Origin of the sequence: Streptomyces sp. NBC_00354, from assembly GCF_036106915.1 — a bacterium.
GTDB lineage: Bacteria > Actinomycetota > Actinomycetes > Streptomycetales > Streptomycetaceae > Streptomyces.
Map to the genome: position 1 here is coordinate 3648528 of NZ_CP107983.1, position 26014 is coordinate 3674541.

Consider the following 26014-nt stretch of genomic DNA (forward strand, 5'->3'; position numbering starts at 1 on the left):
CGCGCCGCCGATCGGCAGTCAACGACTCACAGGAGGTCTCCGTGCCCGCAACCGCGGCCGTACTCACCACCACCACGCCCCCGGGCGCCGCCTTCCGGCTGGACGGGGTCCGGCTCGGCCGGGCGGGCGGCGGCGCCGTGCTCGACGGGCTCGGCCTCCGGATCCGGGCCGGGGAGGTGCTGGCCGTCGTAGGGCCCTCCGGATGCGGGAAGTCCACGCTGCTGCGCACCCTGGCCGGGCTGCTGCCCCCGCTCTCCGGCACCGTCACGCAGGACGGAACCCCGATCACCCGGCCCGACGCCGACCGGGCGCTCATCTTCCAGGACGACGCCCTGCTGCCTTGGCGCACCGCGCGGGGGAACGTCGAACTGCCCCTCGCCATCCGGCGCGTGCCCCGCGCCGAGCGGCGGCGGACCGCCGAGGACTGGCTGGCCCGCGTCGGCCTCGCGGAGCACGCGCACAAGCTCCCGCACCAGCTCTCCGGCGGCCAGCGCCAGCGCGTCCAGCTGGCCCGCGCGCTCGCCGCGCGCCCCCGCGCCGTCCTCATGGACGAGCCCTTCGGCGCGCTCGACGCCCAGACCCGCGCCGGGATGCAGGACCTCCTCGTCGACGTCCTCGCCGGCACCGGGGCGACGGTCGTCTTCGTCACCCACGACGTGGACGAGGCCCTCTTCGTGGGCGACCGCGTCGCGCTGCTCCACGCCGGCACCGTGGTCGACGTACCGCTTCCGCGCGACCGGTCCGCCGATCATTCGGCCTTCCGCCGCCGGATCCTCTCCTCCCTCTGACCGCCGGCCTCCGGCCCTTGACCCCTGGCCCCTGGCCCCTGGCCCCGACTCCCGACCCCCGAAGGGCAGCCCCACCATGGACATCCCCGCGATCGCCGACGCCGAGGAACTCTCCTGCGACGTCCTCGTCATCGGCGGCGGCACCGCCGGCACCATGGCGGCCCTGACCGCCGCCGGCCGCGGCGCGCGGGTCCTGCTGCTGGAGAAGGCGCACGTACGCCACTCCGGCGCCCTCGCCATGGGCATGGACGGGGTCAACAACGCGGTCGTCCCCGGCCGCGCCGAGCCCGACGACTACGTCGCCGAGATCACCCGCGCCAACGACGGCGTCGTCGACCAGTCCACCGTCCGCCAGACCGCCACCCGCGGCTTCGCGATGGTGCAGCGCCTGGAGTCGTACGGCGTGAAATTCGAGAAGGACGAGCACGGCGAGTACGCGGTGCGCCGCGTCCACCGCTCCGGCTCGTACGTGCTGCCCATGCCCGAGGGCAAGGACGTCAAGAAGGTCCTCTACCGGCAGCTGCGCCGCCGCGAGATGCGCGAGCGGATCCGGATCGAGAACCGGGTGATGCCGGTCCGGGTCCTCACGTCGCCCGAGGACGGCCGGGCCATCGGCGCGGCCGCCTTCAACACCCGTACCGGCGCCTTCGTGACGGTCAGCGCGGGCGCGGTCATCCTCGCGACGGGCCCCTGCGGCCGACTCGGACTCCCCGCCTCCGGATACCTCTACGGGACGTACGAGAACCCGACCAACGCGGGCGACGGCTACGCCATGGCCTACCACGCGGGCGCGGCCCTCACCGGCATCGAGTGCTTCCAGATCAATCCGCTGATCAAGGACTACAACGGGCCGGCGTGCGCGTACGTCGCGAACCCCTTCGGCGGCTACCAGGTCAACCGGCACGGCGAGCGGTTCGTCGACTCCGACTACTGGTCGGGGCAGATGATGTCGGAGTTCGCGGCGGAACTCGCCTCGGACCGGGGGCCGGTGTACCTGAAGCTCAGTCACCTCCCGGAGGAGACCGTCTCCGCCCTCGAATCGATCCTGCACACCACGGAGCGGCCGACCCGCGGCACCTTCCACGCGGGCCGCGGCCACGACTACCGCACGCACGACATCGAGATGCACATCTCGGAGATCGGACTGTGCGGGGGCCACTCGGCGTCGGGCGTGCGCGTCGACGACCACGCACGCACCACCGTGCCGCGGCTGTACGCGGCCGGGGACCTGGCCTCCGTACCGCACAACTACATGATCGGGGCGTTCGTCTTCGGCGACCTGGCGGGCGAGGACGCGGCGCAGTACACGGCGTACGAGGGCCCGCTCCCGGCGGACCAGGTGGCGGCGGCGCACGAGCTGGTCTACCGTCCGCTGCGCCGGCCGGACGGGCCGCCGCAGCCGCAGGTGGAGTACAAACTGCGGCGCTTCGTCAACGACTACGTGGCCCCGCCGAAGACGGGCGCGAAGCTCTCCCTCGCCGTGGAGGCCTTCACCCGGATGAGCGGCGAGATCGAGGAGATGGGGGCGCAGACCCCGCACGAGCTGATGCGGTGCGCGGAGGTGTCCTTCATCCGGGACTGCGCGGAGATGGCGGCCCGGGCGTCGCTGGCGCGGACGGAGTCCCGCTGGGGCCTGTACCACGAGCGGCTCGACCACCCGGAGCGCGACGACCCGGCCTGGCTGCACCACCTGGACCTGCGCAAGTCGGCCTCGGGGGCGATGGAGTTCACGGCCCGGCCGGTGGAGCCGTACGTGGTCCCCGTCCCCGAATTCACGCCGGCGGGCGGCCCCTCCCGCCACCTGGGCGAGGTCGAACTCGTCGGCGTGGCGACGGCGGGCCCCCGCCGGGCGGCCCCGGCGGCGGATGCCGCGGGCGCGGAGGCTTCGGTCCCGGCCGGGGCGACCGGCCCCTCCCCCCGGATCCTCGAACTCCTCGGGCTCGTCGAGGAGCCCCCGGACCTGGCGGCCCTGCGCCCGTACCTCACCGACCCCGATCCGGCGGTACGGGCCGCCGCAGTGGCCGTGATTGGCGAGACCGTCCCGGCGGGGGCGGGCCCGGAGCTGGCGGCCCGCCTCGGCGATCCGGATCCGGCGGTACGGGCCGCAGCCGCGGCCGCACTGCGGGAGCTGCTCGAGGTCCTGCCGGCCGACCCGGAACTCGGGACCGCCCTGCGCGCAGCCCTGCCGGTCCCCGACCCGGCGGTCCGCTCGGCGGCGCTCGAAGCCCTGCGCGCGCTGCGCCTCGGCGAGGCCGGCCTGTACGCGGAGTCCCTCGCGGACCCCGACCCGGAGGTCCGTATCCACGCGGTCCGGGCGCTGGTCTCGGTGGACGCCGTCGAGGCCTTGGCGCGCGCGGCGCTGGACGCGGCCCGGGAGGTCCGGGTGGCGGTGGCCAAGGGCCTCGCGGCGGTCCACGCCCCGGCCCCCGCTCCGCTGGACCCGCTCCTCACGGACCCGGACCCACTGGTCCGGGCCGCGGCCCTGGCGGCCCTTGCGGCCACGGGCTGCCCGGCCGACTACGCGGCCACCGCCGTCACGGCCCTCACCGACCCCGCGTGGCAGGTCCGCGCGGGCGCGGCCACCGCCCTCTCGGCGGCCACCCCCGCCACGGCCGTCGACCCCCTGGCCCATGCCCTGAAGGACGACAACGCGGACGTCCGCAAGGCCGCGGTCCTCTCCCTCCGGGCCCACCGCGGCGTCCCACAGGCCCGCACGGCCCTGGCCACGGCCGTCTCGGACCCGGACGCAGACGTCCGCGCATATGCCGCTCGCCACTGACAGAGTCAACATCAGCCCACCGTTCACACGTGCGGACGGTCTCGGAAAGAACTCCGGCGATAGGCTGGACGGACTCGCGAGACTCTCCGCATGGGAGCACTACCGATGAGCGTCGATCCCGAAAAGACCGACCCCGGATACCGCTGGCCCGTCCCGCCGGCAGGCGGCTGGACTGGTGACGACCTTGACCGGCTTCCCAACCTGCCTCCGCACACGGAGCTGATCGACGGGAGCCTGGTCTTCGTGAGTCCGCAGACTCGTTTTCACATGCGCGCCCTGAGGTTCTTCGAGCAACAGCTCGAATCCTTGGCGCCGGTGGGGCTCGAGGTGATCAGAGAGTTCACGATCGACATCGACCGGCGCAACAGGCCCGAGCCGGACGTGATCGTCGCCGAGGAGGACAGCGAGGATCCGGACCAGACCCGGCTCCCGGCATCGATCGTCCGGCTGGCCATCGAGGTCGTCTCCCCGGAGTCAGTGGGACGCGACCGCGAAACCAAACCGATCAAGTACGCCCGTGCCAAGATCCCGCACTTTTGGCGGGTGGAAAACAAGGAGGGCCGGGCGGTGGTTTACGTTTACGAGCTCGACCCGGCTACGAAGGCGTACGTGGCCACTGGCATCTTCCACGACCGCCTCAAGGTGTCGGTCCCGTTCCCCATCGACTTGGACCTCACCGCAATCACCCCGAAGCGCCGCCGCGCCGAATAGCACCGCCACACGCCACTGGGCCCGGCTCCCATCGGGAGCCGGGCCCAGTCGTGTCGCAGGCGTCAGCGGACGAACGTGCTCGCCTGCCCCGCCAGGTCCAGGAAGTACTGCGGGGCCACGCCCAGGACCAGGGTGACGGCCACGCCCACCGCGATCGTCGTCATCGTCAGCGGCGAGGGGACGGCCACCGTCGGGCCGTCGGCCTTCGGCTCGCTGAAGAACATCAGGACGATCACCCGGATGTAGAAGAACGCGGCGATCGCGGACGAGATGACACCGACCACGACCAGCACACCCGCGCCGCCCTCCGCCGCCGCCTTGAACACGGCGAACTTGCCGGCGAAGCCGGACGTCAGCGGGATGCCGGCGAAGGCCAGCAGGAACACCGCGAAGACCGCCGCCGTCATCGGGGAACGGCGGCCCAGGCCCGCCCACTTGGACAGGTGCGTCGCCTCGCCGCCCGCATCGCGCACCAGCGTGACCACCGCGAAGGCGCCGATCGTCACGAACGAGTACGCGAACAGGTAGAAGAGGACGGACTGGACGCCCTCCGCCGACGTCGCGATCACACCGGCCAGGATGAAGCCCGCGTGCGCGATCGAGGAGTACGCCAGCAGCCGCTTGACGTCGGTCTGGGTCACCGCGATCACCGCGCCGGCCAGCATCGTCACGATGGCCACGCCCCACATGACCGGCCGCCAGTCCCACCGCAGGCCCGGGAGGACCACGTACAGAAGGCGCAGCAGCGCGCCGAAGGCGGCCACCTTCGTCGCCGCCGCCATGAAGCCCGTGACCGGGGTCGGGGCGCCCTGGTAGACGTCCGGGGTCCACATGTGGAACGGGACCGCGCCGACCTTGAAGAGCAGGCCCGTCACGATCAGCGCCCCACCGATCAGCAGCAGCGCATCGTTGCCCATGGTGTCGGCCAGCGCCGGGTCGACCTTCGTGACCGTGCCGTCGACCACGTCGGCGATGGCCGCGTACGAGACCGAGCCCGCGTACCCGTAGACCAGCGCGATGCCGAAGAGGAGGAAGGCCGAGGAGAAGGCCCCGAGCAGGAAGTACTTGACCGCCGCCTCCTGCGACATCAGCCGCTGGCGGCGGGCGACGGCGCAGAGCAGGTACAGCGGGAGGGAGAAGACCTCCAGGGCCACGAACAGCGTCAGCAGGTCGTTGGCCGCCGGGAAGATCAGCATCCCGGAGATCGCGAACAGCACCAGCGGGAAGACCTCGGTGGTGGTGAAGCCCGCCTTGACGGCGGCCTTCTCGCTGTCGCTGCCCGGTACGGACGCCGCCTGCGCGGCGAACGAGTCCACCCGGTTGCCGTGCGCGGCCGGGTCCAGGCGCCGCTCGGCGAAGGTGAAGACCGCGACGATCGAGGCCAGCAGGATGGTCCCCTGCAGGAACAGCGCCGGGCCGTCCACGGCGATGGCGCCCATCGCCGCGATGTGCGCCTTGTCGCTCCCGTACCCGCCGGCGGCGAGGCCGACGACCGCCGCGAAGGCCGAGGCCAGCGCGGCGACGGCGAGGAACACCTGGACGTAGTAGCGGGACTTGCGCGGTACGAAGGCCTCGACGAGGACTCCGATGACCGCCGCGCCCACCACGATCAGCGTGGGCGCGAGCTGCGCGTACTCGATGTGCGGGGCCGGGATCCGGTCGACCGGTTCCGCGGCCGCCAGCGTCAGCAGCCCTTGGGCAGCAGCCATGGTGCTCACTTCGCCGCCTCCCCGTTCTTGGCCTCGACAGCCACCTCTGGCTTCGGGTCCTTCTGATGTACGTCGGACATGGTGTGCTCCACCGCCGGGTTGACGATCTCGGTGAGCGGCTTCGGGTACACGCCCAGCGCGATCAGCAGCGCGATCAGCGGGGCGACCACCAGTACCTCCCGCAGGCGCAGGTCCTTCATCGTGCGGACCTCCTCCTTCACGGGGCCGGTCATCGTGCGCTGGTAGAGCACCAGGGTGTAGAGCGCGGCCAGCACGATGCCGATGGTGGCGATGATGCCGATGACGGGGTACCGGGCGAACGTGCCGACCAGGACCAGGAATTCACTGACGAAGGGCGCGAGGCCCGGCAGCGACAGGGTGGCGAGGCCGCCGATCAGGAAGGTGCCGGCCAGGACCGGGGCCACCTTCTGCACACCGCCGTAGTCGGCGATGAGCCGGGAGCCGCGCCGCGAGATCAGGAAGCCGGCCACCAGCATCAGCGCGGCCGTCGAGATCCCGTGGTTGACCATGTACAGCGTTGCGCCCGACTGCCCCTGGGAGGTCATCGCGAAGATGCCCATGATGATGAACCCGAAGTGCGAGATCGAGGCGTACGCGACCAGCCGCTTGATGTCCCGCTGCCCGACCGCGACCAGCGCGCCGTAGACGATGCTGATCAGGGCGAGGACGAGGATCACCGGCGTGGCCCACTTGCTGGCGTCGGGGAACAGCCCGAGGCAGAAGCGGAGCATCGCGAACGTGCCGACCTTGTCGACGACCGCGGTGATCAGTACGGCGACCGGGGCGGTGGACTCGCCCATCGCGTTCGGCAGCCAGGTGTGCAGCGGCCACAGCGGGGCCTTCACCGCGAAGGCGAAGAAGAACCCGAGGAACAGCAGCCGCTCGACGTTGGTCGACATGTCGAGCGTGCCCGCGGCGCGGGCGGCGGCGATCTCCTGGAGCGAGAAGTTCCCGGCGACCACGTACAGCCCGATGACCGCGGCCAGCATGATCAGGCCGCCGACCAGGTTGTAGAGGAGGAACTTGACCGCCGCGTACGAGCGCTGCGCGGCCGCGTTCTCATCGCTGCCCGCGTGCGCCCGGTCCCCGAAGCCGCCGATGAGGAAGTACATCGGGATGAGCATGGCTTCGAAGAAGATGTAGAAGAGGAAGACGTCGGTGGCCTCGAAGGAGATGATCACCATCGCCTCGACCAGCAGGATCAGGGCGAAGAAGCCCTGCGTCGGCCGCCAGCGCGAGTCCGCCGGGGATTCGGCCTCCAGGGGGTCGGCGTCGTTCCAGCTGGCCGCGATCACGAACGGGATCAGCAGCGCGGTGAGCGCAATGAGCGCCACCCCGATGCCGTCGACGCCCAGTTCGTAACGGACCCCGAAGTCGGGGATCCAGGCACGTGATTCGGTGAGCTGGTAGCGGGCGCCACCGGGCTCGAAGCGGACCGCGACGAGCACGGCCAGGGCCAGCGTCGCCAGCGAGACCAGCAGCGCGAGCCACTTGGCGGCGGTCCTGCGGGCGGCCGGGACGGCCGCCGTCAGGACGGCGCCGACCGCGGGGACCGCGGCCGTCACCGTCAGAAGCGGGAAACTCATCTCACACCGCCCTCATCAGCAGGGTCGCGGCGATGAGGATCGCCGTGCCCCCGAACATCGAGACCGCGTAGCTGCGGGCGTAGCCGTTCTGCAGCTTGCGCAGCCGGCCCGACAGTCCGCCGACCGAGGCGGCCGTCCCGTTGACCACCCCGTCGACCAGGCTGTGGTCGACGTACACGAGCGAGCGGGTCAGGTGCTCCCCGCCGCGCACCAGCACGACGTGGTTGAAGTCGTCCTGGAGCAGGTCCCGCCGGGCCGCCCGGGTGAGGAGCGAGCCGCGCGGGGCGAGGACCGGGACGGGCCTGCGGCCGTACATCGACCAGGCGATGCCGACGCCGACGACGAGGACGACCATGGTGGACGCGGTCACCGTCATGGCGCTGACCGGCGAGTTGCCGTGCTCGTAGCCGGTGACGGGCTCCAGCCACTTCAGGAAGCGCTCGCCGATCTCGAAGAACGCGCCGGCGAAGACCGACCCGAACGCCAGGATGACCATCGGGATGGTCATGGACTTCGGGGACTCGTGCGGGTGCGGTTCGTTGCCCTCGGCGTCCGGCTGCCAGCGCTTCTCGCCGAAGAAGGTGAGGAGCATGACCCGGGTCATGTAGAAGGCCGTGATGCCGGCGCCCAGCAGGGCGACCCCGCCGAGGATCCAGCCCTGGGTGCCGCCCTTGGCGAAGGCCGCCTCGATGATCATGTCCTTGGAGAAGAAGCCGGACAGACCGGGGAAGCCGATGATCGCCAGGTAGCCGAGGCCGAAGGTGACGAACGTGACCGGCATGAACTTCCGCAGGGCGCCGTACTTGCGCATGTCCACCTCGTCGTTCATCCCGTGCATGACGGAACCCGCGCCGAGGAAGAGGCCGGCCTTGAAGAAGCCGTGCGTCACCAGGTGCATGATCGCGAAGACGTACCCGATGGGGCCGAGGCCCGCCGCCAGGATCATGTAACCGATCTGGGACATCGTCGACCCGGCGAGGGCCTTCTTGATGTCGTCCTTCGCGCAACCGACGATCGCACCGAAGAGCAGCGTGACCGCGCCCACGATGGTGACCACCAGCTGGGCGTCCGGCGCGCCGTTGAAAACGGCGGCCGAGCGGACGATCAGGTACACGCCCGCCGTCACCATCGTCGCCGCGTGGATCAGGGCCGAGACGGGGGTCGGGCCCTCCATCGCGTCGCCGAGCCAGGACTGCAGCGGCACCTGGGCCGACTTGCCGCACGCGGCGAGCAGCAGCATCAGCGCGATCGCCGTCAGCTTGCCCTCGGTGGCGTTGCCCACGGAGGCGAACACCGGCCCGAAGGCGAAGGTCCCGAAGGTGGTGAACAGCAGCATGATCGCGATCGACAGGCCCATGTCGCCGACCCGGTTGACCAGGAAGGCCTTCTTCGCGGCGGTCGCCGCGCTGGGCTTGTGCTGCCAGAAGCCGATGAGCAGGTACGAGGCGAGGCCGACGCCCTCCCACCCGACGTACAGCAGCAGGTAGTTGTCGGCGAGGACCAGCAGCAGCATCGCCGCGAGGAACAGGTTGAGGTAGCCGAAGAAGCGGCGGCGACGCTCGTCGTGCTCCATGTACCCGATCGAGTACACGTGGATGAGCGTGCCCACCCCGGTGATCAGCAGGACGAAGGTCATCGACAGCTGGTCGAGCTGGAAGGCGACGTCCGCCTGGAAGCCCTCGACCGGGATCCAGGTGTACAGCTTCTCGTACAGGGTCCGGTCGTCGGCGCTGCGTCCGAGCAGATCGGCGAACAGGGCCACGCCGATGCCGAAGGAGGCGGCGGCGAGCAGGGTGCCGAGCCAGTGGCCGGCCTTGTCGAGGCGGCGGCCGCCGCAGAGCAGCACCACCGCTCCGAGCAGGGGCGCCGCGATCAGCAGCCCAATCAGATTCTCCACTGTGAGCGCCCCTTACAGCTTCATCAGGCTGGCGTCGTCGACCGAGGCCGAGTGGCGGGTACGGAACAGCGACACGATGATCGCGAGGCCCACCACGACCTCCGCGGCGGCGACGACCATCGTGAAGAAGGCGATGATCTGGCCGTCGAGGTTGCCGTGCATCCGGGAGAAGACGACGAAGGCGAGGTTGCAGGCGTTGAGCATCAGCTCGATGCACATGAACAGCACGATCGCGTTCTTCCGGATCAGCACTCCGGCGGCGCCGATGGTGAACAGCAGCGCCGACAGGTACAGGTAGTTGACCGGGTTCACTTCGAGGCCTCCTCACGGCCGAGCCGCTCGGCCGACGCCTGCTCCAGCGCCTTCAGGTCGTTCAGCGCCTCGCTGGAGACGTCCCGGATCTGGCCGCGGGCGCGCAGCGTCTTGTTGACGGTCAGCTCGGACGGCGTGCCGTCCGGCAGCAGACCGGCGACGTCCACCGCGTTGTGCCGGGCGTAGACGCCGGGCGCGGGCAGCGGCGGGAGCTGCACGCCCTCGCGGACGCGGCGCTCGGCGAGCTCGCGCTGCGTGGCGGCCCGCTCGGTGCGCTCGCGGTGGGTGAGGACCATCGCGCCGACGGCGGCCGTGATCAGCAGCGCGCCGGTGATCTCGAAGGCGAACACGTACTTGGTGAAGATCAGCGTGGCCAGCCCCTCCACGTGCCCGGCGGAGTTGACCCGGCCGAGCCCGTTGAAGTGGCTGAGCCCGGCATTGGCGATGCCGGCGATCAGCAGGACGCCGAAGCCGAGCCCGCACAGGGCGGCCAGCCAGCGCTGCCCCTTGAGGGTCTCCTTCAGCGAGTCGGCGGCGGTGACTCCGACGAGCATGACCACGAAGAGGAAGAGCATCATGATCGCGCCGGTGTAGACGATGACCTGGACCACGCCCAGGAAGTACGCCCCGTTGGCGAGGTAGAAGACCGCCAGGATGATCATCGTCCCGGCCAGGCTCAGCGCGCTGTGCACGGCCTTCTTCATCAGGATCGTGGACAGCGCGCCGATGACGGCGACAGTGCCGAGGACCCAGAACTGGACCGCCTCGCCCGTGGAGGTCAGGGTGGCCGCGGCGATGGTGCTCACGCCCCCACCCCCTCGGAGGGCGCCGCCTGCTCGCCCTTCGAGACGGCCACCTGCCGCTGCGTGCCGGGAGCCGCCCCGGTCACCAGCCCGCGGTAGTAGTCCTGCTCGTCCATGCCCGGGAAGATCGAGTGCGGCGACTCCACCATGCCCTCGGTCAGGCCGGCGAGCAGTTGCTCCTTGGTGTAGATGAGCGATTCGCGGCTGGCGTCGGCCAGTTCGAACTCGTTCGTCATCGTCAGCGCCCGCGTCGGGCAGGCCTCGATGCACAGCCCGCACAGGATGCAGCGGGCGTAGTTGATCTGGTAGACCGCGCCGTACCGCTCACCCGGGGAGTACCGCTCCTCCTCGGTGTTGTCCGCGCCCTCCACGTAGATGGCGTCGGCGGGACAGGCCCAGGCGCACAGCTCGCACCCGATGCACTTCTCCAGACCGTCCGGGTGCCGGTTCAGCTGGTGCCGTCCGTGGAAGCGCGGAGCGGTCGTCTTCTGCTGCTCCGGGTACTGCTCGGTGAGGCGCTTCTTGAACATGGCCTTGAAGGTCACGCCGAAGCCGGCCACCGGGTTCTGCCACGTGTCGTTCTTCTCGTTCCGGTCCGCGTCAGGCATTCTCAGCACCCTCCTCTCGGTCACTGTCAGTATTCGTCCCGCCACTGACAATCAGCTCCCGCTCACTGCGAGGCCGCCTGCGCGGTACGGGTGCCAGGTGCTGGCCGGGCTTGGGCGGTACGGGGAACCCGCCCGCCAGCGGGTCGAACGGCTCGGCCGCGGAGGCCTCGTCGGCCTGCTCCGCGGCCGCCTTCTCCTTGCGGTCGCGGAAGAGGTCCGCGACGAAGGACAGCAGCAGGATCGCGACGACGGCGCCGCCGACGTACAGGACGATCTCCGAGAAGTCGTAACTCTCGTTGCGCAGCGCCCGGACGGTCGCCACCAGCATCAGCCAGACCACGGAGACCGGGATCAGGACCTTCCAGCCGAGCTTCATCAGCTGGTCGTAGCGCACGCGGGGCAGCGTGCCGCGCAGCCAGATGAAGAAGAACAGCAGCAGCTGGACCTTGATGACGAACCAGAGCATCGGCCACCAGCCGTGGTTCGCGCCCTCCCAGAAGTGGCTGATCGGGTACGGGGCCCGCCAGCCGCCCAGGAAGAGCGTGACCGAGACCGCCGAGACGGTGACCATGTTGACGTACTCCGCCAGCATGAACAGCGCGAACTTGATGGAGGAGTACTCGGTGTTGAAGCCGCCGACGAGGTCGCCCTCGGACTCCGGCATGTCGAACGGCGCGCGGTTCGTCTCGCCGACCATGGTGATGACGTAGATGATGAACGAGACCGGCAGCAGCACGATGTACCAGCGGTCGGCCTGCGCCTCCACGATCGCCGAGGTCGACATCGACCCGGAGTAGAGGAAGACGGAGGCGAAGGCCGCGCCCATCGCGATCTCGTAACTGATCATCTGCGCGCAGGAGCGCAGTCCGCCGAGCAGCGGGTACGTCGAGCCCGAGGACCAGCCGGCCAGGACGATGCCGTAGATGCCGACCGAGGCGACCGCGAGGATGTAGAGCATCGCGATCGGCAGGTCGGTCAGCTGCATCGTGGTCCGCTGGCCGAAGATCGAGACCTCGTCGCCGGGAGGCCCGAAGGGGATCACCGCGATGGCCATGAAGGCCGGGATCGCCGCGATGATCGGGGCCAGGACGTACACCACCTTGTCGGCCCGCTTGACGATGATGTCTTCCTTGAGCATCAGCTTCACGCCGTCGGCGAGCGACTGGAGCATGCCCCAGGGGCCGTGCCGGTTGGGGCCGATGCGCAGCTGCATCCAGGCGACGACCTTGCGCTCCCACACGATGGAGAAGAGCACGGTCACCATCAGGAAGGCGAAGCAGAACACCGCCTTGACGACGACCAGCCACCAGACGTCCCTGCCGAACAGGGAGAGGTCCTCGGCAGCGAGCTGTACCGCGTTCACGCGCCCACCTCCGCATCGGTGCCGCTGCTGTCGGCCGGGGTCGCCGGGCCGATCCGTACGAGGGTGCCCGGGTGGGCCCCGGTGTCGGCGAGGACGCCGCGGCCGGTGGAGTTCAGCGGGAGCCAGACCACCCGGTCGGGCATCTCGGTGATCCGCAGCGGCAGTTCCACGGAGCCGGCCGGGCCGGTCACCGCGAGGACGTCGCCGTCCTTGACGCCCGTCTCGGCGGCCGTGGCGGCCGAGAGCCGGGCGCTCGCCTCGTGCCGGGTGCCGGCCAGGGCGTCGTCGCCCTCCTGGAGCCGGCCCTGGTCGAGGAGGAGCCGGTGGCCCGCGAGGACCGCCTCGCCCGCCCCGGGGCGGGGCTGCGGCGCGGTGTCCGCGGACTGTCCGGCGGCCCGCTCCCCGGTCCACGGGCCGAGCGCGTCGAGCTCGCGGCGTACGGCGTGTACGTCGGGCAGCGCGATCGGCCGGTCGGCCGCGTCGGCCAGCATGTGCAGCACGCGGGCGTCGGCGGGGGCGAGCGGGCGGGTCATCTGGTCGGGCTTGAGCGCGGCCTCGAACGGCCGGACCCTGCCCTCCCAGTTGATGAACGCGCCGGCCTTCTCGGCGACGGCGGCGACCGGGAAGACCACGTCCGCGTGGTCGGTGACCTGCCCGGGCCGCAGTTCCAGCGAGACCACGAAGGCCTCCTGGAGGGCGACCAGCGCCCGGGCCGGATCCGGCAGGTCTGCGATCTCGACGCCCGCGACCAGCAGGGCGGAGAGCTCACCGCCCGCCGCGGCCTCGACGATCTGGCCGGTGTCGCGGCCGTAGCGGTGCGGGAGGTCGTCCAGCCCCCAGGCGGTGGCGACCTCGTCGCGGGCCCGCGGGTCGGTGGCCGGACGGGCCCCCGGCAGCAGGGACGGCAGCGCGCCCGCCTCGACGGCGGCCCGCTCCCCGGCCCGCCGCGGGATCCACACCAGCCGCGCGCCGGTGGCGGCCGCGGCCCGTACGGCGGCGGTCAGCGCACCGGGCACGCCGGCGAGGCGCTCCCCGACCACGACGACCGCGCCGGGCTGCCGCAGCGCATCGGCGGCCTCCGCCCCGCCGGCCTCCAGGCCGGTCCGGGTGGCAAGGGCGTCCAGCCAGTCGGGCTCGGTGCCGGGGGCGGCGGCCAGCAGGGTGCCGCCCGCCTTCTCCAGGCCCCGGGTGGCGAACGGGGCGAGGGCGAAGGTCCGCTGCTTGTGCTTGCGGTGGGCCTTGCGCAGCCGCAGGAAGACGCCGGGGGCCTCCTCCTCGGACTCGATGCCGGCGAGCAGGACGGCGGGCGCCGCCTCCAGCACGGAGTACGTCACCCCCGTACCGTCGAGGTCCTTGCCGGTGCCGGCGACGGTGGCGGCCAGGAACTCGGCCTCCTCCGCACTGTGGATCCGGGCCCGGAAGTCGATGTCGTTGGTGTCGAGGACGACCCGGGCGAACTTGGCGTACGCGTACGCGTCCTCGACGGTGAGCCGGCCGCCGGTCAGGACCCCCGCCCGGCCGCGCGCGGCGGCGAGCCCGGCGGCCGCGGCCTCCAGGGCCTCGGGCCAGCTGGCCGGGGCGAGGACCCCGTCCGTGCCGCGCACCAGCGGGGTGGTGAGGCGGTCCGGGCGCTGCGCGTAGCGGAACCCGAAGCGGCCCTTGTCGCAGATCCACTCCTCGTTGACCTCGGGGTCCTCGGCGGCCATCCGGCGCAGCACCTTGCCGCGGCGGTGGTCGGTCCGGGTCGCGCAGCCGCCCGCGCAGTGCTCGCACACGCTCGGGGAGGAGACGAGGTCGAACGGGCGGGAGCGGAACCGGTACGCGGCCGAGGTGAGGGCGCCGACGGGGCAGATCTGGATGGTGTTGCCGGAGAAGTACGACTCGAACGGGTCGCCCTCGCCGGTGCCGATCTGCTGGAGCGCGCCGCGCTCGAGCATCTCGATCATCGGGTCGCCGGCCACCTGGTTGGAGAAGCGGGTGCAGCGCGCGCACAGCACGCACCGCTCGCGGTCCAGCAGCACCTGCGTGGAGATCGGGACCGGCTTCTCGTACGTGCGCTTCTTGCCCTCGAAACGCGAGTCGCTCTGCCCGTGGGACATCGCCTGGTTCTGCAGCGGGCACTCGCCGCCCTTGTCGCAGACCGGGCAGTCCAGCGGGTGGTTGATGAGCAGCAGCTCCATCACCCCGCGCTGGGACTTCTCGGCGACCGGGGAGGTCAGCTGCGTCTTGACGACCATGCCGTCGGTGCAGGTGATCGTGCAGGAGGCCATCGGCTTGCGCTGGCCCTCGACCTCGACGATGCACTGGCGGCAGGCGCCGACCGGGTCGAGGAGGGGGTGGTCGCAGAACCGGGGGATCTCGATGCCGATCTGCTCGGCGGCCCGGATGACCAGGGTCCCCTTGGGCACCGACAGTTCGATGCCGTCGATGGTCAGGGAGACCAGATTCTCCGGCGGCACCGCCGCCTCGCCGCCACCGGCGGGAGCGTTAGTGGTGACGGTCATGCGTTCACCTCCGTGTCAGCCCAGAGGGTCGACTTCCTGGGGTCGAAGGGGCAGCCCTTGCCCGTGATGTGCTGCTCGTACTCCGCACGGAAGTACTTGAGCGAGGAGAAGATCGGGCTGGCGGCGCCGTCGCCGAGCGCGCAGAACGACTTGCCGTTGATGTTGTCGGCGATGTCGTTCAGCTTGTCGAGGTCGGACATGACGCCCTTGCCGGCCTCGATGTCGCGCAGCAACTGGACCAGCCAGTACGTTCCTTCGCGGCAGGGGGTGCACTTGCCGCAGGACTCGTGGGCGTAGAACTCGGTCCAGCGGGTGACGGCCCGCACCACGCAGGTCGTCTCGTCGAAGCACTGGAGCGCCTTGGTGCCGAGCATGGAGCCGGCCGCACCGACGCCCTCGTAGTCCAGCGGGACGTCGAGGTGCTCGTCCGTGAACATCGGGGTGGACGAGCCGCCCGGGGTCCAGAACTTCAGCCGGTGCCCGGGGCGCATCCCGCCGCTCATGTCGAGCAGCTGGCGCAGGGTGATGCCCAGCGGGGCCTCGTACTGGCCGGGTCCGGCGACGTGCCCGGAGAGCGAGTACAGGGTGAAGCCGGGGGACTTCTCGGTCCCCATCGACTTGAACCAGTCCTTGCCCTTGTTCAGGATCGCGGGAACCGAGGCGATCGACTCCACGTTGTTGACGACAGTGGGGCACGCGTAGAGCCCCTCGACGGCAGGGAAGGGGGGACGCAGCCGGGGCTGACCGCGCCGGCCTTCGAGGGAGTCGAGGAGTGCCGTCTCCTCACCGCAGATGTACGCGCCCGCCCCCGCGTGCACCGTGATGTCGAGGTCGAGGCCGCTCCCCAGAATGTCCTTTCCGAGGTAGCCGGCCTCGTACGCCTCGCGCACCGCCTCGTGCAGGCGTCGCAGCACCGGCACGACCTCGCCGCGCAGGTAGATGAAGGCGTGCTCCGACCGGATCGCGTAGCAGGCAATGATCATTCCCTCGATGAGGGAGTGCGGGTTGGCGAAGAGAAGGGGGATGTCCTTGCAGGTTCCCGGCTCCGACTCGTCCGCGTTCACGACGAGGTAGTGCGGCTTTCCGTCGCCCTGCGGGATGAACTGCCACTTCATTCCGGTGGGGAAGCCCGCGCCGCCGCGCCCGCGCAGACCGGAGTCCTTGACGTAGGCGATGACCTCGTCGGGCGACATCGCAAGTGCCTTGCGAAGTCCCTCGTAGCCGTCGTGCCGCCGGTAGGTCTCCAGCGTCCACGACTGCGGCTCGTCCCAGAAGGCCGACAGCACGGGCGCCAGCAGCTTCTCCGGGGCGCCGTTCTCATGCATTTCGGCAGTCACCGTCATCACTCCCCCTCCTCGGTGGCAGCCGGAGCCTCACCACGCGGGTGCACGACTTTGCCGAGCTGCGTGCTCTCGCCGCGCGCGATGCGCAGGCCGATCAGGGAAGCGGGGCCGGCCCCGCCGCTCGCCTCGACCGCGCCCTCGCGCTCGTCCGGGAAGCCGGCCAGGATCCGGGCGGTCTCCTTGTACGTGCACAGAGGCGCGCCCCGGGTCGGCGCGACGGGACGGCCGGCGAGCAGGTCGTCGACCATGGCCTTGGCGGACTCGGGGGTCTGGTTGTCGAAGAACTCCCAGTTGACCATCACCACGGGGGCGTAGTCGCAGGCCGCGTTGCACTCGATGTGCTCGAGGGTCACCTTGCCGTCGGGGGTGGTCTCGTTGTTGCCGACCCCGAGGTGCTGCTTGAGCTCGTCGAAGATGGCGTCGCCGCCCATGACCGCGCACAGGGTGTTCGTACAGACGCCGACCTGGTAGTCGCCGGAGGGCCCCCGCCGGTACATCGTGTAGAAGGTGGCCACGGCGGTGACCTCGGCGGTGGTCAGGCCCAGCACCTCGGCGCAGAACCGGATGCCGGTGCGCGAGACGAAGCCCTCCTCCGCCTGGGTCAGGTGCAGCAGCGGCAGCAGCGCGGAGCGGCTGTCGGGGTACCGGGCGATGACGTCCTGCGCGTCCGCTTCGAGCCGGGCGCGTACGTCGGCCGGGAAGTCGGGTGCCGGCAGCTGGGGCATGCCCAGAGACAGGGGGGCCTGGGGGGTGTCCCCTCCAGAGAACGCAGTGGTCATCGGTCGACGCCTCCCATCACGGGGTCGATGGAGGCGACGGCGACGATGACGTCGGCGACCTGGCCGCCCTCGCACATCGCGGCCATGGCCTGCAGGTTGGTGAAGGACGGGTCGCGGAAGTGGACCCGGTAGGGGCGGGTGCCGCCGTCGGAGACGACGTGGACGCCGAGTTCGCCCTTCGGCGACTCGACGGCCGCGTACGCCTGCCCGGCCGGCACCCGGAAGCCCTCGGTCACCAGCTTGAAGTGGTGGATGAGGGCCTCCATGGAGGTGCCCATGATGTTCTTGATGTGATCGAGCGAGTTGCCGAGGCCGTCCGGGCCCATCGCGAGCTGCGCCGGCCAGGCGATCTTCTTGTCGGCGACCATGACCGGGCCCGGCTCGAGCCGTTCCAGGCACTGCTCGACGATCCGCAGGGACTGGCGCATCTCCTCCAGGCGGACCAGGAACCGCCCGTACGAGTCGCAGGTCTCGGTGGTCGGCACGTCGAACTCGTAGGTCTCGTAGCCGCAGTACGGATCCGCCTTGCGCAGGTCGTGCGGCAGGCCGGCGGAGCGCAGGATCGGGCCGGTGGCGCCGAGCGCCATGCAGCCGGTGAGGTCGAGGTAGCCGACGTCCTGCATGCGGGCCTTGAAGATGGGGTTGCCGGTGGCGAGCTTGTCGTACTCCGGCAGGTTCTTCTTCATGATCTTGAGGAAGTCGCGCAGCTGGTCGACGGCGCCCGGGGGCAGGTCCTGCGCGAGGCCGCCGGGGCGGACGAACGCGTGGTTCATGCGCAGGCCGGTGATCAGCTCGAAGATGTCGAGGATCAGCTCGCGGTCGCGGAAGCCGTAGATCATGATCGTGGTCGCGCCCAGCTCCATGCCACCGGTGGCGATGCACACCAGGTGGGAGGAGAGCCGGTTGAGCTCCATCAGCAGGACGCGGATGACGGTGGCGCGGTCCGGGATCTGGTCGGTGATGCCGAGCAGCTTCTCGACGCCGAGGCAGTACGCCGTCTCGTTGAAGAACGGCGTCAGGTAGTCCATGCGCGTCACGAAGGTGGTGCCCTGCGTCCAGTTCCGGTATTCGAGGTTCTTCTCGATGCCGGTGTGCAGGTAGCCGATGCCGCAGCGGGCCTCGGTGACCGTCTCGCCGTCGATCTCCAGGATCAGCCGGAGCACTCCGTGGGTGGACGGGTGCTGCGGACCCATGTTGACGACGATCCGCTCGTCGTCGGCCTTGGCCGCCGACCGGACGATCTCGTCCCAGTCGCCGCCGGTGACGGTGTAGACGGTGCCCTCGGTGGTCTCGCGCGCGGAGGCGTGATCGGCGGAGGAGCTGTGATGGGAAGTGGACATCAGCTGTACGACCTCCGCTGGTCGGGAGCCGGGATCTGGGCGCCCTTGTACTCGATGGGGATGCCGCCGAGCGGGTAGTCCTTGCGCTGCGGGAAGCCCTGCCAGTCGTCCGGCATCATGATCCGCGTGAGCGCCGGGTGCCCGTCGAAGATCAGGCCGAAGAAGTCGTACGTCTCGCGCTCGTGCCAGTCGTTCGTCGGATAGACGCGGACGAGCGACGGGACGTGCGGGTCGGCGTCCGGGGCACTCACCTCCAGGCGCACCACCCGGCCGTGGGTGATGGAGCGCAGGTGGTAGACGGCGTGCAGCTCGCGGTTCTTGTCGTCGGGGAAGTGCACCCCGCTGACGCCGGTGCAGAGTTCGAAGCGCAGGGCCGGGTCGTCGCGCAGGGTCTTCGCGACGCGGACGAGGTGCTCGCGGGCGATGTGGAGCGTCAGCTCGGCCCGGTCGACGACGACCTTCTCGATCGCGTTCTCCGGGAGCAGGTCCTGCTCCTCCAGCGCCCCTTCGAGCTCGTCGACGACCTCGTCGAAGTAGGAGCCGTACGGGCGGTGGCTCGCGCCGGGCATGGCCACGGTGCGGCGGAGGCCGCCGTAGCCGCTGGTGTCTCCGCCGCCCTGGGCCCCGAACATGCCCTTGCGGACGCCGATCACCTCGGGGCCGCCGGCGGAGCCCCTCGGGGCAGGAACGTTGTTCCCGTTGCCGTTGTCGTCGGTGCCCGGGGTGGTGTCGCTCGTGTCGCTCACCGGAGCAGCCCCTTCATCTCGATCGTGGGAAGGGCCTTGAGGGCCGCCGCCTCCGCCTCGCGGGCCGCCTCTTCCCTGTTCACGCCGAGCTTTCCGCCCTGGATCTTCTGGTGGAGCTTGAGGATCGCGTCGATCAGCATCTCGGGGCGGGGCGGGCAGCCGGGCAGATAGATGTCCACGGGGACGATGTGGTCGACGCCCTGGACAATCGCGTAGTTATTGAACATTCCGCCTGAAGATGCACAAACCCCCATGGAGATGACCCATTTGGGAGCGGGCATCTGGTCGTACACCTGCCGCAGCACCGGCGCCATCTTCTGGCTGACCCGGCCGGCCACGATCATCAGATCGGCCTGGCGCGGGGAGCCGCGGAAGACCTCCATGCCGAAGCGGGCCAGGTCGTAGCGGCCCGCTCCGGTGGTCATCATCTCGATGGCGCAACAGGCCAGGCCGAAGGTCGCGGGGAAGACGGATGACTTGCGCACCCAGCCCGCAGCCTGTTCGACGGTGGTCAGCAGAAAGCCGCTCGGCAGCTTCTCTTCCAGTCCCATGGGAAATTCAGCCCCTCAGTCCCATTCCAGGCCGCCGCGGCGCCACACGTAGGCGTAGGCGACGAAGACGGTGAGCACGAAGAGCAGCATCTCGACGAGCCCGAAGATCCCCAGGGAGTCGAAGGTGACGGCCCAGGGGTAGAGGAAGACAACTTCGATGTCGAAGACGATGAAGAGCATCGCCGTCAGGTAGTACTTGATGGGGAAGCGACCGCCGCCGGCCGGCGTGGGCGTCGGCTCGATGCCGCACTCGTACGCCTCGAGCTTCGCCCGGTTGTACCGTTTTGGGCCGATCAGCGTGGCCATGACCACGGAGAAGATCGCAAACCCTGCGCCGAGGGCGCCGAGCACGAGGATGGGCGCGTACGCATTCACGCTCCTCGCTCCTTCCAGTCGTCCTTGACCGTTGGACCGCTGTGCCGGCGCCGAGCGAGCCGCCTCGCGAAGATCACTCCGTGATCGACCACTTGCATGTGAGGCAGTTCACAAGCCGGACTGCTGCGCATCTTATGCCCGCTGGTCTGTGATCTGCGACACGGGTAACAACAAGGAGTTTGTGATCTCCACCACCTGACGAACGATCATGAAGTCAGATGAGCCGTGATCTTCATACGCGAAGCATCCACATGATCACCAAAGGTGACATCCGACCCCGTTACCGCAGGTAGAAGGCGGCTGCCCCTACCAAACGATGGCCGGTGCAGGCAAATTTGCGCCATCAAGTCTTGCAGGGTAAAGGAAACCGTGTCGCCCGGTCGGGGGAGCCTCCGGGGACGGGGGTGGACGCGTGCACGCATTCACGAACGCCGGGGTCCCACCACACGGCAAGTTCACGACTGGGTCACGGACGGACCACAGTGCCCTCACAGTGAGACGTTCCTGTGACCTGCGCCACGTCGAATTCTTGGTTCCGAAAGAGGGCTTGGCCATCTGTGCGCAGGGATGGTAGGCCGCGGATCAATTCGGACTTATTACAGAAACCCCTTGATCACAGCCTTGTAAAGGCGTGTCCGATAAGTCCGTTACGGCGTCAATAAGACGCGCGACGCGCCCGGTTAGCCCGCTTCGCGCGCAACTGTGGCGCAGACCACGTTTCTTGAAGGGAACCCGGACGCCCTGATAGCGGTTGTCCTCATGTCCCACACCGCTCACATACCCAGCCACCGGAAGCCCCGTCGCAGCGCCTCGAAGCTCGCGGTCCGCGCCGGAGTTGCCGGTGGCGTCCTCAGCACCCTGGCGATGGCCGGCACGGCGAGCGCGTCCCCGTCCGAGCCCGTGACCGAGACGACGCTCGAAATGCCGGTCCTGAACCTGGACCTGGCCGCCGACGTCTCCTCCGCCGTCACCACCGCCGCCGAGAACACGGCCGCCGCCGCCGTCACCGGTGAGCTGCGCTCCCAGGAGGAGCAGGCGCGTACCGGCGCCGCCGCCGAGGCGAAGAAGGCCAAGGAAGACGCCCAGAAGGCCGACGCCGAGAAGAAGGCGAAGGAGGAGGCGGACCGCAAGGCCGCGGCCGAGCGCGCCACCCGCAGCTCCGACCGCACCTCGCTGAAGAGCACTTCCGCGTCCGACTCCGGCGAGCAGGGCTCGGGCACCGTCAGCGCCCCGGCGACCGGCTCCGCCGCCGCCATCGTGAACTTCGCCCGCGCGCAGGTCGGCAAGGCCTACATCTCGGGCGGCACCGGGCCGTCCTCGTTCGACTGCTCCGGCCTCGTCCAGGCCGCCTACCGCCAGGCCGGCGTCTCCCTGCCGCGCGTGTCGCAGGACCAGTCCACGAGGGGCTCCGCGGTCTCCCTGAGCGCCCTGCAGCCGGGCGACATCCTGTACTGGGGCTCCAGCGGCAGCGCCTACCACGTCGCCATCTACGTCGGCGGCGGCAAGTTCGTGGGCGCCCAGAACTCCGGCACGGGCGTCGTCGAGCGCTCCCTGAGCTACGACCCGCCGACGGGCGCCCGCCGCGTCCTCTGAGGCCCCCCGGCGTCCCTGAGGTTCCCCAGGGGATCCTGAGCCCCTCTCAGCGCGTCTCGGCACGGCCCAGCACGTCTCAGCACGGCCCCGAGGGCCGGCACTCCCCCGCTCGGGGGCGGAGTGCCGGCCCTTTCCGCGTTCGCCGGCGCCCTGAGAGGATGGTGGTGCGCAGCGCCCGATTCAGGCCAGGAGGTGTCGGACCGAGATGACCGACGCGTACGAGGAACCCGGCTCCGGCGGGGAGACCGCCGACCCTGCGGCCGTACCTGCCGCCGCCGGGCTCTTCCTGCTCGCCGTCGGCGGCTGGCTGCTGAACACCACCCGCCCGTGGCACAAACCCGGACATCCCGTCATCCTGGGGCTCGGCTGGGCCGTTGCGTTCGCGCTGCTGCTGTGGGGCACGGTGCTGGTGGCCCGCTGCGTACGGACGGTCCACGGCCCGCGGCGGCCGACGTACGGGGACCGGACCCGGCGGAGCCATGAGTGACGAAGCGGGCCGAACCGGTGGAACCCCGGCCCGACCCGCTCCGTAGCGGGCGCAGCGCAACTCAGGCCTTGGGGGCCACCTTCGAGAGGCCGTTGATGATGCGGTCCATCGCGTCGCCGCCCGCCGGGTCGGTCAGGTTGGCGAGCATCTTCAGCGTGAACTTCATCAGCACCGGATGCGTCAGGCCGCGCTGGGTGGCGATCTTCATGACCTTCGGGTTGCCGATCAGCTTCACGAAGGCGCGGCCGAGCGTGTAGTAGCCGCCGTAGGTCTCCTTGAGCACCTTCGGGTAGCTGTGCAGCGTCAGTTCGCGCAGCGCGGGGGTGGCCCGGGAGTGCGCCTGGACGATGACGTCCGCGGCGATCTGGCCCGACTCCATCGCGTAGGCGATGCCCTCGCCGTTGAACGGGTTGACGAGCCCGCCCGCGTCACCGACCAGCAGCAAGCCCTTGGTGTAGTGCGGCTGCCGGTTGAAGGCCATCGGCAGGGCCGCGCCGCGGATCGGCTGCGTCATGTTCTCGGGGGTGTAGCCCCAGTCCTCCGGCATGGACGCGCACCAGGCCTTGAGGACCTCGCGCCAGTCCAGCTCCTTGAAGGCGGAGGAGGAGTTGAGGATGCCGAGGCCGACGTTGGACGTGCCGTCGCCCATGCCGAAGATCCAGCCGTAGCCGGGCAGCAGCCGGTCCTGCGCACCGCGCCGGTCCCACAGCTCCAGCCAGGACTCGAGGTAGTCGTCGTCGTGCCGGGGCGAGGTGAAGTACGTACGGACCGCGACGCCCATCGGGCGGTCCTCGCGCCGGTGCAGGCCCATCGCCAGGGAGAGGCGGGAGGAGTTGCCGTCGGCGGCCACGACGAGCGGGGCGCTGAAGGTGACCGGGGTCTTCTCCTCGCCCAGCTTCGCGTGCACGCCGGTGATGTGGCCGGTACGGGGGTCACGGACGGGCTCGCCGACGGTGCAGCGCTCGTACAGGCGGGCGCCGGCCTTCTGGGCCTGGCGGGCCAGGGTCTCGTCGAAGTCGTCCCGCTTGCGGACGAGTCCGTAGTCCGGGAAGGAGGCGAGTTCCGGCCAGTCCAGCTGGAGCCGCTGGCCGCCGCCGATGATCCGCAGGCCCTTGTTGCGGAGCCAGCCGGCCTCTTCGGAGATGTCGATGCCCATCGCCACCAGCTGCTTGGTGGCACGCGGGGTCAGGCCGTCGCCGCAGACCTTCTCGCGCGGGAAGGCCGTCTTCTCCAGCAGCAGGACGTCCAGTCCGGCCTTGGCGAGGTAGTAGGCGGTGGTCGAGCCGGCGGGCCCGGCTCCGACGACGATCACATCCGCGGAGTGTTCGGAGAGGGGCTCGGTCACTGCGGGGTCTCCCGAAGGCTCGATAAGGGGTGCCCAACGGCACAGGACATGTGCAGTCTATGCAGCGAGAGAGATCACGAACCCGAAGGGCTGCCCCCCGATGACCACCTCGCCTGCTTCGCCCGCCTCGCTCCCCGTCGTACAGCTGCGCGTGCCCACCGATGAGGACGCGCGGGCCTGGCACGGGGTCTTCGACGACCCCGGTGTCATGGAGTTCCTCGGCGGTCCCGCCGAGCTGTCCTTGTACGAGGAGTTCACCGCGCGGCAGCGGATGCACGATGCACAGCTCGGCTACTGCCTGTGGACGCTGCTGGACGCGGAGGGTGCGGTGATCGGGTTCACCGGCGCGCAGCCGTGGCCGCAGGAGGGGTGGGGGCCGGTCGGGGAGATCGAGATCGGCTGGCGGCTGGGGCGCTCCGCGTGGGGGAAGGGGTACGCGTACGCCGCCGCTCTGGCCACCCTCGACCGGCTCCGGGAGGCGGGGGTTCCGCACGTGGTCGCGATGATCCACGCCCGGAACGCGCGTTCGGTGGCGGTGGCGGAGCGGCTCGGCATGGACCTGGCCGAGGAGTTCATCACCCCGGGCGGCAACCCGGGCCGCCGCTACGAACTCTCCCTCGCCCCCGAGTGACCCCCGTCGGCGCCGAGGCGGGCGGGCGGCGCGTCAGAAAACGGAAAGGCCCGTCAGGGTCGTGAAGCGGTCGAGGGCGGCTGCCGCTGCGACGGAGTTGCCGTGGAGGTCGAGGCCCGGGCTCCACGCGGCCAGCGTGCAACGGCCCGGGACGACCGCCACGATCCCGCCGCCCACGCCGCTCTTGCCCGGCAGGCCGACGCGGTACGCGAACTCCCCCGCCGCGTCGTACGTCCCACAGGTCAGCATCACCGCGTTGACCTGCTTGGCCTCGCTGCGCGTGAGGAGACGGGAGCCGTCCGCGCGCAGCCCGTGGCGGGCCAGGAAGCGGCCCGCCCGCGCCAGGTCCGCGCAGGACATCTCGATCGAACACTGCCAGAAGTAGTGGTCCAGCAGCGCCGGTACAGGGTTGTCGATGTTCCCGTACGAGGCCATGAAATGGGCCAGCGCGGCATTGCGGTCCCCGTGTTCCTGCTCCGAGGCCGCCACCTCCGCGTCGAAGCCGAGGTCCGGGTTCCCGCTCTCCTCCTGGAGGAACTTCAGGAGCTCGCTGCTCGCGTCGCCCGTCAGGGTCTGCAGCCGGTCGGTGACCACGAGCGCGCCCGCGTTGATGAACGGATTGCGCGGGATGCCGTTCTCGTACTCCAGCTGCACGAGGGAGTTGAAGGGGTTGCCCGACGGCTCCCGGCCGACCCGCTCCCACAGGCTGTCGCCGCCCTCGGCCAGCGCCAGGGCCAGGGCGAAGACCTTGGTGATGGACTGGGTGGAGAACGGAACGTGCCAGTCCCCCACCCCGAAGACGTTGCCGTCGAGATCGGCGACGGCCATCCCGAACTGCCCGGGATCCACGGACGCGAGCGCCGGGATGTACTCGGCCGGTGTGCCGCTGCCCACCAAGGGGGCGACGTCCGCCGCGATCTGCTCCAGCAGGGCCTGGTAGTCCACTGCTTCCTACGCCTTGAAACCGCGGTGCAGCGCGACGATCCCGCCGCTCAGGTTGCGCCAGGCGACCTTGGACCAGCCGGCCTTCTGCAGCAGCGCGGCCAGCGCCGGCTGGTCCGGCCACTCGCGGATCGACTCGGCGAGGTACACGTACGCGTCGGGGTTGGAGGACACGGCGCGGGCCACCGGCGGCAGGGCGCGCATCAGGTACTCCACGTACACCGTCCGCAGCGGCGCCCACGTCGGCTGCGAGAACTCGCAGATGACGACCTGGCCGCCGGGCTTGGTCACCCGGTACAGCTCGCGCAGCGCGGCGTCCGTGTCCTGCACGTTGCGCAGCCCGAAGGAGATCGTCACGGTGTCGAAGACGTCGTCCTTGAACGGCAGCTTCGTCGCGTCGCCCGCGGTCAGCGGCAGCCAGGCGTGCCGCTTCTTGCCCTCGCGGAGCATGCCGAGGGAGAAATCGCACGGGACGACGTACGCGCCGGTCGCGGCGAACGGCAGCGAGGAGGTGGCGGTTCCGGCGGCCAGGTCCAGCACCTTGTGCCCGGGGCGCGCACCGACCGCCTTGGCGACCTCCTTGCGCCACAGGCGGGCCTGCCCGAGGGAGAGGACGTCGTTGGTGAGATCGTAGTTCGCCGCCACACCGTCGAACATGGAGGCGACTTCGTGCGGCTGCTTGTCCAGGGAAGCGCGGGTCACTGGCGTTGGCCCCTCAGGTGCGGTGCGGTGCGGGTGGGCGGATACCGGGCCATTCTCGCAGGCGCCCCCACGCCCCACCGCCGGGGGCACAACTGGCCC

The 26014-nt window shown here is 70.5% G+C and carries 23 protein-coding genes; 6 read left to right on the forward strand and 17 right to left on the reverse strand.

Going from position 1 to position 26014, the window contains the following annotated elements:
- Positions 1-98 precede the first annotated feature (98 nt).
- The 3 genes from OHT74_RS16270 to OHT74_RS16280 all read left to right on the forward strand — a co-directional run bounded on the left by OHT74_RS16270 (position 99) and on the right by OHT74_RS16280 (position 4278).
- Positions 99-788 (forward strand): ABC transporter ATP-binding protein, encoded by a 690-nt coding sequence (locus tag OHT74_RS16270; RefSeq protein WP_328623327.1) that lies wholly within the window; start codon positions 99-101, stop codon positions 786-788.
- Between the two features lie 76 nt (positions 789-864).
- A complete protein-coding gene (locus OHT74_RS16275; RefSeq protein ID WP_328620587.1) occupies positions 865-3567 on the forward strand; it encodes a fumarate reductase/succinate dehydrogenase flavoprotein subunit in 2703 nt (900 codons plus the stop codon).
- Between the two features lie 105 nt (positions 3568-3672).
- On the forward strand, positions 3673-4278 hold the full coding sequence (locus OHT74_RS16280; protein ID WP_266664870.1) for a Uma2 family endonuclease: 606 nt from the start codon (positions 3673-3675) through the stop codon (positions 4276-4278).
- A 62-nt stretch (positions 4279-4340) separates the two neighbouring features.
- Here the strand turns inward: OHT74_RS16280 and nuoN are convergent, their stop codons facing one another.
- The 14 genes from nuoN to OHT74_RS16350 are packed head-to-tail and all read right to left on the reverse strand — an operon-like array spanning position 4341 to position 20215.
- The gene (gene nuoN / locus OHT74_RS16285) at positions 4341-5987 is read right to left on the reverse strand and encodes an NADH-quinone oxidoreductase subunit NuoN (RefSeq protein ID WP_266672806.1); all 1647 of its coding nucleotides are present in this window, start codon (positions 5985-5987) and stop codon (positions 4341-4343) included.
- A gap of 5 nt (positions 5988-5992) precedes the next feature.
- Complete coding sequence (locus tag OHT74_RS16290; RefSeq protein ID WP_328620588.1) at positions 5993-7594, reverse strand: NADH-quinone oxidoreductase subunit M; 1602 nt, start codon at positions 7592-7594, stop codon at positions 5993-5995.
- A 1-nt stretch (position 7595) separates the two neighbouring features.
- Positions 7596-9491: an NADH-quinone oxidoreductase subunit L gene (gene nuoL / locus OHT74_RS16295; protein ID WP_266664874.1), complete on the reverse strand. Its 1896-nt coding sequence runs from the start codon at positions 9489-9491 to the stop codon at positions 7596-7598.
- 12 nt (positions 9492-9503) lie between these two features.
- Entirely contained in the window at positions 9504-9803 is a 300-nt protein-coding gene (gene nuoK, locus OHT74_RS16300) for an NADH-quinone oxidoreductase subunit NuoK (protein ID WP_266664876.1), read from the reverse strand.
- Positions 9800-10609, reverse strand: coding sequence for an NADH-quinone oxidoreductase subunit J (locus tag OHT74_RS16305; protein ID WP_266664878.1), 810 nt, complete (start codon positions 10607-10609; stop codon positions 9800-9802). The genes nuoK and OHT74_RS16305 overlap by 4 nt, the downstream gene beginning before the upstream one ends.
- On the reverse strand, positions 10606-11214 hold the full coding sequence (gene nuoI, locus OHT74_RS16310) for an NADH-quinone oxidoreductase subunit NuoI (protein WP_266996500.1): 609 nt from the start codon (positions 11212-11214) through the stop codon (positions 10606-10608). Before nuoI ends, OHT74_RS16305 begins: the two co-directional genes overlap by 4 nt.
- Positions 11207-12577 (reverse strand): NADH-quinone oxidoreductase subunit NuoH, encoded by a 1371-nt coding sequence (gene nuoH, locus OHT74_RS16315; protein ID WP_266664882.1) that lies wholly within the window; start codon positions 12575-12577, stop codon positions 11207-11209. Before nuoH ends, nuoI begins: the two co-directional genes overlap by 8 nt.
- Positions 12574-15081 carry an NADH-quinone oxidoreductase subunit G gene (locus OHT74_RS16320; protein ID WP_328620589.1) on the reverse strand — a complete coding sequence of 836 codons (2508 nt, stop codon included), beginning with the start codon at positions 15079-15081 and terminating at the stop codon, positions 12574-12576. Before OHT74_RS16320 ends, nuoH begins: the two co-directional genes overlap by 4 nt.
- A complete protein-coding gene (gene nuoF / locus OHT74_RS16325; RefSeq protein WP_266664886.1) occupies positions 15078-16424 on the reverse strand; it encodes an NADH-quinone oxidoreductase subunit NuoF in 1347 nt (448 codons plus the stop codon). The genes OHT74_RS16320 and nuoF overlap by 4 nt, the downstream gene beginning before the upstream one ends.
- Entirely contained in the window at positions 16424-17203 is a 780-nt protein-coding gene (gene nuoE / locus OHT74_RS16330) for an NADH-quinone oxidoreductase subunit NuoE (RefSeq protein WP_266664888.1), read from the reverse strand. Before nuoE ends, nuoF begins: the two co-directional genes overlap by 1 nt.
- Positions 17200-18543, reverse strand: a complete 1344-nt coding sequence (locus OHT74_RS16335; RefSeq protein ID WP_328620590.1) for an NADH-quinone oxidoreductase subunit D — start codon at positions 18541-18543, stop codon at positions 17200-17202. The genes nuoE and OHT74_RS16335 overlap by 4 nt, the downstream gene beginning before the upstream one ends.
- Positions 18543-19289 (reverse strand): NADH-quinone oxidoreductase subunit C, encoded by a 747-nt coding sequence (locus OHT74_RS16340; RefSeq protein WP_266664891.1) that lies wholly within the window; start codon positions 19287-19289, stop codon positions 18543-18545. Before OHT74_RS16340 ends, OHT74_RS16335 begins: the two co-directional genes overlap by 1 nt.
- Positions 19286-19840: a NuoB/complex I 20 kDa subunit family protein gene (locus OHT74_RS16345; RefSeq protein ID WP_030298030.1), complete on the reverse strand. Its 555-nt coding sequence runs from the start codon at positions 19838-19840 to the stop codon at positions 19286-19288. Before OHT74_RS16345 ends, OHT74_RS16340 begins: the two co-directional genes overlap by 4 nt.
- A gap of 15 nt (positions 19841-19855) precedes the next feature.
- Positions 19856-20215 carry an NADH-quinone oxidoreductase subunit A gene (locus tag OHT74_RS16350; RefSeq protein ID WP_030028256.1) on the reverse strand — a complete coding sequence of 120 codons (360 nt, stop codon included), beginning with the start codon at positions 20213-20215 and terminating at the stop codon, positions 19856-19858.
- A 759-nt stretch (positions 20216-20974) separates the two neighbouring features.
- Between OHT74_RS16350 and OHT74_RS16355 the strand changes: the two genes are divergently transcribed.
- Together OHT74_RS16355 and OHT74_RS16360 are read left to right on the forward strand one after the other, a co-directional pair.
- Positions 20975-21808 carry a C40 family peptidase gene (locus OHT74_RS16355; RefSeq protein ID WP_266996488.1) on the forward strand — a complete coding sequence of 278 codons (834 nt, stop codon included), beginning with the start codon at positions 20975-20977 and terminating at the stop codon, positions 21806-21808.
- Positions 21809-22013: 205 nt separating this feature from the next.
- The gene (locus OHT74_RS16360) at positions 22014-22295 is read left to right on the forward strand and encodes a hypothetical protein (protein ID WP_266664897.1); all 282 of its coding nucleotides are present in this window, start codon (positions 22014-22016) and stop codon (positions 22293-22295) included.
- Positions 22296-22356: 61 nt separating this feature from the next.
- On the opposite strand, the gene OHT74_RS16365 is transcribed toward OHT74_RS16360, so the two are convergent.
- A complete protein-coding gene (locus tag OHT74_RS16365) occupies positions 22357-23640 on the reverse strand; it encodes a geranylgeranyl reductase family protein (protein ID WP_266664899.1) in 1284 nt (427 codons plus the stop codon).
- Between the two features lie 100 nt (positions 23641-23740).
- Between OHT74_RS16365 and OHT74_RS16370 the strand changes: the two genes are divergently transcribed.
- Entirely contained in the window at positions 23741-24271 is a 531-nt protein-coding gene (locus OHT74_RS16370; protein WP_266664901.1) for a GNAT family N-acetyltransferase, read from the forward strand.
- A gap of 33 nt (positions 24272-24304) precedes the next feature.
- On the opposite strand, the gene OHT74_RS16375 is transcribed toward OHT74_RS16370, so the two are convergent.
- Both OHT74_RS16375 and OHT74_RS16380 read right to left on the reverse strand, forming a co-directional pair.
- On the reverse strand, positions 24305-25216 hold the full coding sequence (locus OHT74_RS16375) for a glutaminase (RefSeq protein ID WP_266664903.1): 912 nt from the start codon (positions 25214-25216) through the stop codon (positions 24305-24307).
- A 6-nt stretch (positions 25217-25222) separates the two neighbouring features.
- The gene (locus OHT74_RS16380) at positions 25223-25915 is read right to left on the reverse strand and encodes a demethylmenaquinone methyltransferase (RefSeq protein WP_266664905.1); all 693 of its coding nucleotides are present in this window, start codon (positions 25913-25915) and stop codon (positions 25223-25225) included.
- Between the last annotated feature and the right edge of the window lie 99 nt (positions 25916-26014).